Genomic DNA, 13,163 nt, shown 5'->3' on the forward strand with positions numbered 1-13,163 from the left:
GCGAAATCACATATCGGCAGGAACCTTGACCCTGAACAGGATCAGGTAAAATGCAGGAATAGCTAACAGGGTTAAGATCGTTGCGAATCCCAGCCCAAATGCAATAACAACTGACATTCCCTGAAAAAACGGATCAAACAACAATGGTAGCAACCCAAGAATAGTGGTTGCAGCAGCCATCATCACCGGACGAACACGACTGACAGCCGAGTCAAACACAGCATGATACGGCTCCACCCCATCAGCCAACTCGTGATTAATCTGTTCGATAAGCACAATACCGTTTTTTACCACCATACCCGACAAGCTTAAAAAGCCCAGCAGGCTCATAAAGCCGAATGGAATATTTAATGACAACATACCAACGACAATACCCACAATTGTTAACGGCACACATAACCAGACAATAACGGACTCCCGTATCGAGTTGAACAACAATACGGTGATAATGAACATGAATAGATATCCCAACGGCACACTGGCCATAACATTCTTCTGAGCATCTCCAGAACTTTCATATTCGCCCCCCCATTCCAGTGAATATCCATCAGGCAGATCAACAGCTTCAATCACTGGACGAATTTCCTTAAACACCTGATCCGCAGTTTTATCCGTATATAGACTCAAATCTGCCTGAACTGTCAGTGTCCTACGTTTGTTCTCTCGTACAATTCGGGCATCTTCCCAAATCAACTGATAGTCCGTCACCAATTCCGAGAAGGATACATATTTGCCGGTGTATGGTGCGTAAACCTGTATATCATTGATCTGTTCAATACTGCCTCGCTCCTGCTTCGGCACAGTAATAATAATTGGCAGAAGATCCGTTCCATCACGATAAACACCGACAGTACGACCCTCAAGATTGGTCAGTAGAGCCTGATCCAGTTTTTCTTTGGTAATTCCCAGGTCAGCTGCTTTTGCCTCATCAAAAATGGGTTGATAAACCTTGGATTTTTGTTTCCAGGTATCACGAATACCAACCAACTCATCAAACTCACGGAATTTTGCTTTATATTTTTCAGCAATTCCGCGTAACACATCTGAGTCCTGCCCCACAATTTTTGCTTCAATTTTTGCACCTTTTGATGGCCCTAAGGCCAGCCGCCTCAAAACAAACGATACTTCCGGCTGAGACGCCTTAAGATAGCTATCGATTTTCTCCAATAACGGCTCAATCTGTTCAATCGTTTTTGTTCTAATCACCATCTGAACATTGCTGGGACTCATTTCCATTGCCGTGTAAGTCAGCATAAATCTCAAAAACCCCTGGTTAGCTGTCGTTGCTATGTAGGCAATTGAATCATCCTGCTTAAGATAACTTTCGAGAGCCATTGCCTGCTTCTCACTGACATTAATGGATGTTCCCTGAGGATAACGGAGTTCCACATAAAACAGCGGAGTTGCCGAGTCAGGAAAGAACGACTGCTTAATAGAAGTCGCATTGAAAACAGCTAGAGCCAGCATCACAACGAGCACCAAAGAGGTTAACCATTTATGATGCATGGCATGCTTAAGGACCAATCTATATACCGAAAACAACACCCCTTTGTAAGGGTCTTCACGCGGAGCACCATTACCTGTATCCAATTCTTCCTTCATGAACAGATCACAAAAAAACGGTGTCAGCGTAATTGCCGTTACCCAACTCAGAAACAAAGAAATCAGCAATACATAAAACAGCGAGCCAACATACTCACCCACTTTATCCGGAGAAAGACCTATTGGCGCGAAAGCCATAATAGCAATGACCGTTGCACCAAGCAGAGGCCAGAAGTTCTGTTTAACAACTTTGCCCGCAGCCTCAAGCTTCGATTTTCCCAGCTTGAGTTCCACCAGAATACCATCCGATACAACAATGGCATTATCCACCAGCATACCTAGCGCAATAATCAATCCACCAAGCGAAACCCTTTGCAGACTAATGCCAAAATACATCATAAAAATAAATGTGCCGAGAATGGTCAATAATAGAATAAGACCAATCAGAACACCGGATCGTATTCCTACAAACAGCAGTAGCACGACGATCACAATGCCCACAGCTTCTAACAGATTGACCAAAAAGCCTTTGACAGAATTGGAAACTTCCTTGGGTTGCTCATATATAGGGTCAATTGTGATCCCGGCCGGCAGCTCTACAGACAATTGCTTCAAGCGGGTCTGAATCGCCTCACCCACGTCTACCACATTGGAACCAGACACGAATGAAACACCTATATTGATGGCAGGATGTCCGTTATAGGTAATAATCTGATTGGAAGGGTCTTTGACAACGCGGCGAATCGTAGCAATATCCTTTAGCTTGACGGAATTCCCCTTACTACCCACCAGGGTTAACTCTCCCAGCGAAGCAATGGTAGACAACTCCCCGGTAGGACGTATTCGAATCCTCTCCGTACCGCTATTGGCATATCCGGCGTTAGAAACCACATTATACTGAGCCAGCAAACCGGCAATAGTATCTGTAGATAACCCTAATGCACTCAACTCAGAGTAAGATAACTCAATTGCCACCTGATCAATCTGTTCACCCGCAATTTCAACCTTGGCAACACCATCGACAATAGAAAGCTCCCGATTCAGATAATCAGCAACATCACTAAGCTCCCTCACGGTAAAACCGTCGCCGTAAAGCGCGTACGACGCTCCATAAACATCTGCAAAATCGTCAACAATGATCGGAGTATCCGCATCGCCGGGAAGAGACGGCGCTAAATCACGGATTTTTTTTCTCACCTCGTCAAAGGCCTGATTAACTTCTTTAGAACGCAAAGTATCCTGAAATTCAACTTCTAAAACCGACATGCCAGGCTGACTATAGGAGGTGATCTTATCAATATACGGAAGTTGCTGGATTTCTGTTTCCAGCTGGAAGGTAACTTCCTCTTCAACCTGTTCAGCTGAGGCACCGGGATACTGAGTGATAACATTCATTTGTTTAATGGTGAACTCAGGATCTTCGAGCTGCCCTAAAGACAGGAAGGCGATACTCCCCCCCACAATCAAAACCAGCGTAATCATCCAACTGGTGACTTTATGGCTGATAAAATACTCACCGATATTCACTATTTATCCCCCATGGAAGTCCAGGGAGTAATAGTCTGTCCTTCATAAAGCAGATAGGTACCGGCAGCAACAATTTGATCGCCTTTGTTTAAACCCTCGGTAATAACGATGCTGTTACCTAATAGTTCATCGCCCTGAACCGCCCTGGCAGAGATGGTGTGGGTACTCTCGTCATATAACCAGACATATTTGTTTTCAGAGCCAGGACGATAGAAAACAGATTCGACCGGTGCCAATACACCTATTTTTCCATTATCAAGCAGTTCACCGATATCCACCAAAACCTTGGCAGTCATTCCCGGAAGAACAATACCGTTGATTTCCGCCGGCTTTGGTAGTGAGAGAACAATACTATAACTACGGGTTCCAGCATCAGGAATGGTTGTCATTTCTTTAAAAGTTGAAGTAAATGTCCGGCCTGGCAGCTGATCGAATATAACCGCAGGATGATATTCTTTAGCTTTGACATGGTCGGACAACCTCGCCAATAAACTCGCGGGGGCATCAAACGCTACATTCAGGGGCTCTACTTGAATCAAGGTCAGAACAGGGGTTGCCGCACCAACGTATTCTTCCTGGTCCTGATAAGTATCAGCCACCATCCCATCAAACGGCGCTTTAATCACTGTATATGCAAGTTGATTGGTTGCGTTATCCAATGCAGCTTTAGCCTGCTCAAGAGAGGCTCTTGCCTCATCGAGCTGTGCTGCAGTCGTAACCGCCTTTAGGGCGCTTTCACGTATACGTTCATACTGAGCACTCGCCAGCGAATAACTGGCGTTGGCACTATCCATCTGAACACGGTAATCTGTATCATCAAGCGTCGCCAATACCTGACCTTTTCTAACCATTTCACCCTTTTTAATGCTCAAGGATTTAATCTGACCAGGTACTTTAAACGATAAATTGGCACTGTTTTCAGAAACGATATCAGCTGGAAATGTTCTGATACCTGCGACGCCATTTTGTTCAACACGATACAGCTTGACCTTACGAGTCTGATTTGAGGCTGTTACCTCACCTTCCGCCGTAGCGAAAGAACAAAAGGAACACAACAATGCCGCAAAAAGCAGCAATTTAAACTGATGCATAACTGCTCCAGGAAAATGATTTAGGAAGGAATGGAAAGAAGGCTAGAATCCTTACCACAACGGGTCAAGTAGCATTTTTATTAACGAGACGAATATCTTTAATATGTATCAAGAAACTATCGATAAACGGGTCATTCGTACCAGGCTAAAGTTGTTTGATGCTCTGCAACAATTACTGGAACGCAAACCGCTGCATGCCATAAGTGTTATTGAGGTAACGAAAATTGCCAAAATTGGAAGGGCTTCTTTTTATCGACATTTTAACAATCTGGAAGATATTCTAAAATGGCGTCTCGATTATGAAGACAAAGCTCTGTCTTATGAGTTCATGGCAATTCAAAACCAACCATTTGCTGACTTACCCCTGTTCTTCCTCAAATCATGGATGCAAAGAAGCTCATTGCTGGCTTGTCTGATCAATGCCAACCGGATGGATATATTGGAGGAATTGTTATGCAAGGACCAAAAAGCACTGGAGTTTGTTTTTGAAGGCCGTATTACTGATCCCAGAATACCTTACCATCCTCAGGCATCATCCCATGCCATTCTCGCAGACAGCAGAGCAGCAGGTTATATTACAGTGATGTTAAGCGGATTTTTATCTTCCATCCTTGTTAAATGGGTGACTGAAGGCAAAAAAGAAACGCCGGAAGAACTATCTCACATCGCCACTACAACCATTAGCACATTGGCGAAAAGGCTAAACAATCAGCCATAAAAAAAGCAGCCGAAGCTGCTTTTTAAGCTGTTAGACGATGTCTATCAAGCCATTTTATTCTCAACCCAGGAAACCAGGTCTTTTACCGCATCAACTGAAACATCAAAGGCTTTACGCTCTTCTTCGTTCAGCTCAACTTCGATGACTTTTTCAATACCACCGGCACCCATCACAACCGGCACACCGCAGTACAAACCACCTTCAACACCATACTCGCCATTCAACTGAGCAGCGGCAGTTAACACGCTCTTCTTATCGAGCAGATATGCTTCAGCCATGTGGATAGCAGACAGACCAGGAGAATAAAAAGCAGACCCGGTTTTCAGCAAAGCAACAATCTCACCACCGGCTTTAGCCGTACGTGCAGCCAGCTCGTCAAATTTTTCTTTGCTCATTAATTGAGACAAAGGAATACCAGCTACAGATGCCGAACCGTAAACAGAGACCATCGTATCGCCATGACCGCCCAAAACCAGTGCACGTACATCTTCCGCAGATACGCCCAACTCATCAGCAATGAAGCAGGCCAGACGGGAACTATCCAACACACCCGCCATACCAACCACACGATTGGCAGGAAAGCCGGTCACTTTCTGCATGGCATAGACCATAGCATCCAATGGGTTAGTAACCACAATGACCAGAGCTTCAGGAGCATGCTCTTTAATGGCCAGACCTACTTTTTCGATAATACCGAAATTAACATCCAGCAAATCATCGCGACTCATGCCAGGCTTACGAGGCAACCCAGCAGTTACGATAACAACATCAGAGCCTGCAAGATCAGCATAATCGTTGGAGCCACTCAGATTGGCAGCAGTAGGAATGACAGAGCGCCCTTCCTGGATATCTAAAGCCTTACCCTGCGGCATCCCTTCAGCAATATCCAACATCATGACATCGCCCAGCTGCTTTTGAGCCAGTACAAGAGCCATTGTTCCACCGATCTGACCGGCACCTACGAGTGATATTTTTTTTCTGGCCATTTCTCAATTTCCTTCTAATTAATTGTGAGTTGAGAAGAAATTACGAGGATCAATTGTAAACTGTAGAGCGTCCGCCTCAATGCTCCGTTAGTCAATAAACGTTATGGTCGTGAAAATATTTCCCATCAGGCGCACTCAACAGACCATATAAAGTAAAAAGGCGTCATAGTTGACGCCTTTTCTGAATCTGAATTCTTATTTGCTGACTTTGCGATTACCAAAGCGCTGTTTGAAACGGTCAATACGACCACCGGTATCCAGAACTTTCTGTTTGCCGGTATAGAAAGGGTGACACTGAGAACATACGTCCAGGTTCAGCACTTCAGTTTTTTTGGTAGTGTTAATGCTCATTTCATTGCCGCAGGAACAAACGGCTTTCACATTGTGATATTCGGGATGGATGCCCTGTCTCATAATCTTGATCTCTTATCAGGTGAGGACGACTGCCTGTGGATATATGGTTAGCAGGTCCGGCTGTTTTATGTGCCGCCACTTCGTAACCAGCGAAGTACCGCACTCGTTTATATCGGGTTGCCAACAGCGCTCAGGCTCTATAGCCTTGCCCAACCAGTTTACAGCCCGATTTTGGGAGCGCGAATCATACCAGAGTCCATAACAGATACAACTGAAAAACCCCCCCCACAGGCCTGCTTTGTCGAAGTTGCCCTGGCATTACCCATGCGTCAGACCTTTACCTATCGCCTTCCCAGCAGCAGTCAACCTGAGGCTCAGCTGGTTGGCTGTCGTGTCAGGGTACCATTCGGTTCGCGCACCCAAACCGGGCTGATTACCCAGATAACCACTACCCCTGCACAACAGGCGCTGGATAAAATCAAACCCGTCAGCGAAGTCCTGGACCAAAGCCCATTGCTCGACCCGGCGGTTCATTCATTATGTCAATGGGCCGCCCAATATTATCAACACAGTCTGGGCGAAGCCTTGATGCTGGCATTGCCAACAACCTTGCGCAAAGGTCAACCAGCACACAGAAGCATGCAGAAATACTGGCTATGTACCCACAAAGGCAGAACCGTATCACCCTCGCAATTACAGAAAAGATCTCCCAAACAGGCTGAACTCCTGGCGCTGTTACAAGAACTCGGCGCGCTGTCTACAGCCGAACTGAAAGCCTCCTCTTTCAGCCCAGCCATCCTTAAAGGCCTGGAATCCAAGCAACTTGTAGAACTTAGCGAACAGTTGCCGGAGTTAACTACCACGACCACCAAAGCAATCCCCGGTCATGTACTCAACGAACAGCAACAGCAAGCTGTTAATACCATTCATCAGAGCCTGGGCAACTTTGCCGCCCTGGTACTGGAAGGGGTGACAGGGTCCGGCAAAACAGAAGTGTACATTGCAGCCATCCAACAAGCCCTGGATCAGGGACAACAAGCTCTGTTGTTGGTACCTGAAATCGGTCTGACTCCTCAGACTGTAGAGCGCGTTCGTCGCAGCGTGAACCAACCAGTTGCCATCCTGCACAGCGGACTCAGCGATAAAGAAAGGCTGGATACCTGGCTGGATGCACAATCTGGAAGAGCCAGAGTCGTCATCGGCACTCGCTCGGCGGTATTTACCTCTATGCCCGAACTGGGTCTGATCATTGTGGATGAAGAACACGACAGCTCATTCAAACAACAGGATGGTTTTCGCTACCATGCCCGGGATCTGGCCGTCAAAAGAGCCCAGCTACAAAATCTTCCTGTCATACTCGGCAGCGCCACTCCATCACTGGAAACCCTGAACAATCTGGATAACAAGCGCTATCAACACCTCTCACTGTCGGTTCGCGCCGGCAATGCAGTACGGCCGGATATCCAGTTGATTGATTTACGAAAGGAAAATGTCGATGGCGGCATCAGTGAATCTCTACTGCTTAGAATGCGTCAGCATCTGGAAAACGGCCACCAGGTGTTGCTATTCCTGAACCGTCGCGGGTATGCCCCTACACTGATGTGCGAACAATGTGGCTGGATAGCTAACTGCGACCACTGCGATGCTCATATGACCCTGCATCGGCAGCCCGCACGCCTGCTATGCCACCACTGTAATCACCAGCAGCCGATTCCCCACATCTGCCCATCCTGCCAGAGCCGGCAACTACAACCTCTCGGGCTTGGCACTGCCCGAACCGAAGAACGACTGCAGCAACTGTTTGCTAATACTCCTGTGGTACGGATAGACCGCGACAGTACCAGTCAGAAAAACAGCTTCGAAACCAAGCTTGAACAAATACATAACAGTGATGCCATGATTCTGATCGGTACTCAAATGCTGGCAAAAGGGCATCACCTGCCAAAAGTGACTCTGGTGGCGGTACTGGATGCAGATGCCGGGCTGTTCGCCAGCGATTTTCGGGCAGCGGAGAAAATGGCGCAAATGTTGACTCAGGTTGCCGGCCGCGCCGGCAGGGCCGAACTACCCGGTCAGGTACTGATACAAACCTGGCACCCTCAGCACCCTTTGTTTGAAAGCTTATTATTAGGGGGCTATGGCTATTACGCCCGCGAGCAGTTATTACCGCAAAGACAATTGGCCGGTTTACCACCGTTCCAACCCATGGCAATGATCCGGGCTGACAGCCGCAAAGAAGAGCATGCCCAGATCTTTCTAGCCAAAGTCAGTCAGTATCTGGGCAGCTTCTTACACATTACCGGCCCTCTGCCAGCACCATTAAGCCGGCGCGCCGGCATGTTCCGATTCTGGCTAACCGTACAACACCCCAGCCGGCGTCAGTTGCAACATTATCTGAACTGCCTGGCCGAGGTGATCGAACAACAACGCTGGGCATCCGGTATCAGCTGGGGTATTGATGTTGATCCGCATGATTTGAGTTGATCCCTGTCATCCAGTAACGATAATAAGCGCCCCGGAATACATCTGTGGCAATACGCTAAAAGCTCGATTGATGCTAAAAACATCGTTCGCCCAACCATTAATATTCAAGACTGGAGAAAAAAACTTTTGACCAGGGATTCAGCCACCCGTTCTAAACGCAAGAAAGAGGAACCCGTCATGCAAAGTCGCATACCCGGTTGGGTATGGTTACTGACCCTGGTACTGGCAGGCGCATTTACTGCGTTTCTGTTTGGCTTAACTCAGGTCCAGGGATCAGATCAGATTGATTCCAATAATAAACCGTCCATCAAACAGGTCTTACAGAAAAAACCGGACGCTGAAAATAATGTAAAAGGCCCCAGCGAAGAAGAACTTCTGGAACAGGCCAACAAAGCACTGGAGTTTTACAAAATTCTTTCGGAGCCGGAGAAAATCAAAGTCACTCCACCCGAGCCAAGCAAACACCAGCAGACCGGTGCCCCTTCCAAAAATCAGGCCTGGATACTGCAAGCTGCTTCATTCCGCAGTGTCGCTGATGCCAACGAGCTACGGGCCGATCTGGTGCTCCGAGGACTCACTGATACCTATGTCGAAGAAATTGACGTTGCAAGCAAAGGGACCTTTTATAGGGTAATGGTCGGCCCGATTAAGGATCGATCAAAAATGAATAAAGCCAAGGATATTTTAACTGAGGCCAGACTCTCACCACTGGAACGCAGAGTCACGCCAAAATAATAGCAGAGCTTTTTTTCCCGGTTTTTGTCCCCACTTAGGGAAAAATCCAAACAATCGGGAAAAAGAATGACCACTATAGTTTCAGTTCGTCGTGATAACGATGTTGTACTTGGAGGAGACGGGCAGGTTTCTCTTGGCAATACCGTCATGAAAGGCAACGCGCGGAAAGTCCGCCGTTTATACAACAATGAAGTCATTGCAGGGTTTGCGGGTTCGACCGCTGATGCGTTTACATTGTTCGAGAAGTTTGAAGGCTACCTGAACAAACATTCCGGCCAACTGACACGAGCAGCAGTGGAACTGGCCAAAGAGTGGCGCAGTGACCGTGCATTACGCCGTCTTGAGGCCATGTTGGTAGTTGCCAATAAAGAAGCATCACTGATTATCTCCGGCAATGGCGATGTGGTCGAGCCGGAATATGGCATCATCGCCATTGGTTCTGGTGGCAACTATGCTCTCGCAGCAGCTCGCGCGCTATACGATAACACTGAAATGAATGCTCGTGAGATCACCCAAAAGGCCCTTGATATAGCTGCCGATATTTGCGTGTTCACCAATCACAATCAAGTGATTGAAGAACTTTAACCCCACTGAATTCAAGCTTAAGAGAAACCCCATGTCACAGATGACTCCACGTGAAATCGTATCTGAACTCGATCGCCACATTATTGGCCAGGACAAAGCCAAACGTTCTGTCGCCATTGCCCTACGTAACCGCTGGCGCCGCATGCAACTCGACGAAGACATGCGCGAGGAAGTCACTCCCAAAAATATTCTGATGATCGGTCCAACCGGTGTTGGTAAAACAGAGATCGCCAGACGACTGGCAAGACTGGCCAATGCTCCATTCGTCAAAGTAGAAGCCACCAAATTCACCGAAGTGGGTTATGTTGGCAAAGACGTAGAATCCATTGTTCGTGATCTGGTGGAAACCGGAATCAAAATATTCCGTGAGCAGGAAATGGAAAAAGTCTCACACCGTGCCCTGGATCTTGCCGAAGAACGCATATTGGATGCGTTATTGCCGCCAGCCCGTGTGGACGAAGGTATTGGAGAGGAAAAGCAGGACTCCTCAACCCGGCAAATCTTCCGCAAAAAACTGCGCGAAGGTGAGCTGGATGACAAGGAAGTGGATATTGATGTGGCCGAAATCAAACTCGGCGTGGAAATCATGGCACCTCCCGGAATGGAAGAAATGACTTCGCAACTGCAGAGCATGTTTTCCAACATGGCACCGCAAAAGAAAAAGAAACGCAAAATGAAAATCAAAGATGCGTTAAAGATTCTGAAAGAAGAAGAAGCCGCCAAACTCATCAACGAAGAAGAATTGAAACAAACTGCTCTGAAAGCGGTTGAACAGAACGGCATCGTTTTTATTGATGAAATCGATAAAGTCGCTAAAAGCGAGGGACGCAGTGGTGGCGATGTCAGTCGCGAAGGAGTTCAGCGTGATCTCCTACCTCTGATCGAAGGTTCCACCGTCAACACCAAATATGGCATGATTAAAACCGATCATATTCTGTTTATCTGTTCCGGTGCGTTCCATCTAAGCAAACCTTCAGATCTGATTCCCGAACTCCAGGGGCGTCTGCCTATTCGGGTTGAACTGGAAGCACTGACACCTGAAGACTTCAAACGCATCCTGACAGAGACTGAGTACTCGCTGACCGAACAATATAAAGCGTTGTTACGGGCCGAAGGTGTCACCCTCGATTTTTCTGCGGATGGTATTAACCAGATTGCCCAAATGGCTTACAAGGTCAATGAAAACACAGAAAATATTGGTGCACGACGTCTCCATACACTTATGGAAAGATTGTTGGAGGACGTCAGCTTTAAGGCCACAGATATGTCAGGTGAATCAGTCAGCATTGACGAGGCATATGTAGAGAAGGTCCTTGGCGAACTGACTCAAGACGAAGATTTAAGCCGCTTTATTCTGTAAACATCTACAATCTCATAAATTGTATTGAGTGCCGGCCAACTATAAAATGGGCGGCATTCATCCTGACCTCGCTTGAATGCAGCCATACTCCCCGAACACCCTCGCAAATCTATCAAAGACAAAAACCTCTCTCTATGACAGTGCCTTACTGCACAAACAGATACTTTCAACTTATGTAGAAAACCACCAACGCAAGTAACGACTGGCTTCCCGATTTGATATCCTCGTCCGATATACACGCCCAAGAAATTAATTATTCTTGCTTACAATCTATCACCGCCGCTATGACCACATCACAAACAATGGCGCCTTAGCTGAAACTTTTAAGACTTCGGTTACATCAGTGCATTGCATGTATAGATTTTTTGGCCAACCGTATATTTCAGAAAAATTTATCCAACAAACGGATGACGATCAAAAATCAAACTCATTCGTTTGTTGGATAAAAAACTCACTTCCGCCCAACATGCTAAAAGATTCCTAGCGCATATTTTATCCCTTTCATTCAAGAAAAAGTAAAAAACCACACCTTAGTTTTTTAACGAAAACCATAAAACTTCATACAAAATTTACTTTACGACTTTGTAAAAAAAACAAATACCGGCCAGCGCTTCAAACCAATTGGCAACATTGTGTCAGCAAAGTGAACGAACAATTGCTTTAGAGAATCTCTGAAAAATGGACTATTTTAACACTCGTCGTTTTTAGCTTCGCCCAGAGCATCAACCTCCTAACTCTTCATTTTTTGCCAATAAACTACAGTTCTCCTGGACCCTCTTTCTCGCTCTCTTCAAAATCGCTTCTGTTTCCAGAGTTCCGTAGATTTAAAAAAACCATATACGGAAAAAAATGTAACAACTGAAAATGTAAATTTCTGATCAATACATCTCCCTCTCACCCAATCAAAAACTCATCAAAATTTATGAGCTGTGAAATTTTCCATCCATTAACAAAAAGAAAGAAAAATTCTTACCATCTAATTCTAAAAATAAATAACCGGAATATTTACTACAAAAGTACGAATGTCTTTAAGAAAAAATTATCCGATTATAAAAATGCGTTAACAATAAATTCCGAATTACAAACAAGGATCCAAGATGAAAGAAAAATCAAAAGCTTTGGTTGTTCTCTCTGGAGGACAAGACAGCACCACCTGCCTCTACTGGGCAAAAGAAAATTTTGATGAAGTTATGTGTATTACCTTTGACTACAACCAGAGACATTCAATCGAGCTCGACTGCGCAAAAAAAATATCTGACATCGCAGGAGTTGATCAGGAAGTTATTAGAATGGGCGAAATATTCAAAGGCATCAGTCCTTTGACGGACAAAACAAAATCAGTTGAACAATATGAATCCGCAGACACGTTACCAGGTGGCCTTGAAAATACATTTGTACCAGGTCGAAACATGATGTTTTTAACCGTCGCGGCCAATCGTGCTTATGTACACGAATGCGACACAATCGTTATCGGTGTAAGCCAGGAAGACTACGGTGGTTACCCAGACTGTCGTAGTGAATATATTGAGCAAATGGAAAAAGCGATTGAACTTGCTCTGGACAAAAACATAAAAATCGCAACACCCCTTATTAACCTAAACAAAAAACAAACGGTTGAGATGGCCAAAGAGTTTTCAGGCTGCATGGATGCTCTTTCATATTCACACACTTGCTATAACGGTGTATTTCCTCCTTGCGGAAAGTGTCATTCATGCCTGCTTAGACTTAGAGGCTTTGAACAAGCAGGTGAGACAGACCCCATATATCGCAGAGTAAGCTGA

Annotated in this window: 10 protein-coding genes; 6 read left to right on the forward strand and 4 right to left on the reverse strand. The window is 45.9% G+C overall.

Going from position 1 to position 13,163, the window contains the following annotated elements:
* Positions 1 to 6 precede the first annotated feature (6 nt).
* The gene (locus tag ACQY6I_RS10205) at positions 7 to 3,069 is read right to left on the reverse strand and encodes an efflux RND transporter permease subunit (protein WP_428241385.1); all 3,063 of its coding nucleotides are present in this window, start codon (positions 3,067 to 3,069) and stop codon (positions 7 to 9) included.
* Positions 3,069 to 4,160 (reverse strand): efflux RND transporter periplasmic adaptor subunit, encoded by a 1,092-nt coding sequence (locus ACQY6I_RS10210; RefSeq protein WP_428241386.1) that lies wholly within the window; start codon positions 4,158 to 4,160, stop codon positions 3,069 to 3,071. Before ACQY6I_RS10210 ends, ACQY6I_RS10205 begins: the two co-directional genes overlap by 1 nt.
* Before the next feature lie 103 nt (positions 4,161 to 4,263).
* Here ACQY6I_RS10210 and ACQY6I_RS10215 point away from each other — a divergent pair, with 103 nt between their 5' ends.
* The gene (locus ACQY6I_RS10215; protein WP_428241387.1) at positions 4,264 to 4,878 is read left to right on the forward strand and encodes a TetR/AcrR family transcriptional regulator; all 615 of its coding nucleotides are present in this window, start codon (positions 4,264 to 4,266) and stop codon (positions 4,876 to 4,878) included.
* Positions 4,879 to 4,922: 44 nt separating this feature from the next.
* On the opposite strand, the gene mdh is transcribed toward ACQY6I_RS10215, so the two are convergent.
* Both mdh and rpmE read right to left on the reverse strand, forming a co-directional pair.
* Positions 4,923 to 5,864, reverse strand: a complete 942-nt coding sequence (gene mdh, locus ACQY6I_RS10220) for a malate dehydrogenase (protein ID WP_428241388.1) — start codon at positions 5,862 to 5,864, stop codon at positions 4,923 to 4,925.
* A 195-nt stretch (positions 5,865 to 6,059) separates the two neighbouring features.
* Entirely contained in the window at positions 6,060 to 6,278 is a 219-nt protein-coding gene (gene rpmE / locus ACQY6I_RS10225; protein WP_044615990.1) for a 50S ribosomal protein L31, read from the reverse strand.
* 69 nt (positions 6,279 to 6,347) lie between these two features.
* On the opposite strand from rpmE, the gene ACQY6I_RS10230 reads away from it, so the two are divergent.
* The 5 genes from ACQY6I_RS10230 to queC all read left to right on the forward strand — a co-directional run bounded on the left by ACQY6I_RS10230 (position 6,348) and on the right by queC (position 13,163).
* The gene (locus tag ACQY6I_RS10230) at positions 6,348 to 8,702 is read left to right on the forward strand and encodes a primosomal protein N' (RefSeq protein ID WP_428241389.1); all 2,355 of its coding nucleotides are present in this window, start codon (positions 6,348 to 6,350) and stop codon (positions 8,700 to 8,702) included.
* A gap of 177 nt (positions 8,703 to 8,879) precedes the next feature.
* The gene (locus ACQY6I_RS10235; protein ID WP_428241390.1) at positions 8,880 to 9,437 is read left to right on the forward strand and encodes an SPOR domain-containing protein; all 558 of its coding nucleotides are present in this window, start codon (positions 8,880 to 8,882) and stop codon (positions 9,435 to 9,437) included.
* Between the two features lie 66 nt (positions 9,438 to 9,503).
* Complete coding sequence (gene hslV, locus ACQY6I_RS10240) at positions 9,504 to 10,022, forward strand: ATP-dependent protease subunit HslV (protein WP_428241391.1); 519 nt, start codon at positions 9,504 to 9,506, stop codon at positions 10,020 to 10,022.
* 31 nt (positions 10,023 to 10,053) lie between these two features.
* Positions 10,054 to 11,382, forward strand: a complete 1,329-nt coding sequence (hslU, locus tag ACQY6I_RS10245) for an ATP-dependent protease ATPase subunit HslU (RefSeq protein WP_428241392.1) — start codon at positions 10,054 to 10,056, stop codon at positions 11,380 to 11,382.
* A gap of 1,097 nt (positions 11,383 to 12,479) precedes the next feature.
* Positions 12,480 to 13,163, forward strand: a complete 684-nt coding sequence (gene queC, locus ACQY6I_RS10250) for a 7-cyano-7-deazaguanine synthase QueC (RefSeq protein WP_428241393.1) — start codon at positions 12,480 to 12,482, stop codon at positions 13,161 to 13,163.

This window comes from Gynuella sp. (assembly GCF_050297175.1).
Taxonomy (GTDB): Bacteria; Pseudomonadota; Gammaproteobacteria; order Pseudomonadales; family Natronospirillaceae; genus Gynuella.

What these genes read in the sequence shown, in the direction of transcription:
- ACQY6I_RS10210 (WP_428241386.1), bottom strand. Translation starts at nt 4,160, where the DNA reads ATGCATCAGTTTAAATTGCTGCTTTTTGCGGCATTGTTGTGTTCCTTT.
- ACQY6I_RS10215 (WP_428241387.1), top strand. Translation starts at nt 4,264, where the DNA reads ATGTATCAAGAAACTATCGATAAACGGGTCATTCGTACCAGGCTAAAG.
- mdh (WP_428241388.1), bottom strand. Translation starts at nt 5,864, where the DNA reads ATGGCCAGAAAAAAAATATCACTCGTAGGTGCCGGTCAGATCGGTGGA.
- rpmE (WP_044615990.1), bottom strand. Translation starts at nt 6,278, where the DNA reads ATGAGACAGGGCATCCATCCCGAATATCACAATGTGAAAGCCGTTTGT.
- ACQY6I_RS10235 (WP_428241390.1), top strand. Translation starts at nt 8,880, where the DNA reads ATGCAAAGTCGCATACCCGGTTGGGTATGGTTACTGACCCTGGTACTG.
- hslV (WP_428241391.1), top strand. Translation starts at nt 9,504, where the DNA reads ATGACCACTATAGTTTCAGTTCGTCGTGATAACGATGTTGTACTTGGA.
- hslU (WP_428241392.1), top strand. Translation starts at nt 10,054, where the DNA reads ATGTCACAGATGACTCCACGTGAAATCGTATCTGAACTCGATCGCCAC.
- queC (WP_428241393.1), top strand. Translation starts at nt 12,480, where the DNA reads ATGAAAGAAAAATCAAAAGCTTTGGTTGTTCTCTCTGGAGGACAAGAC.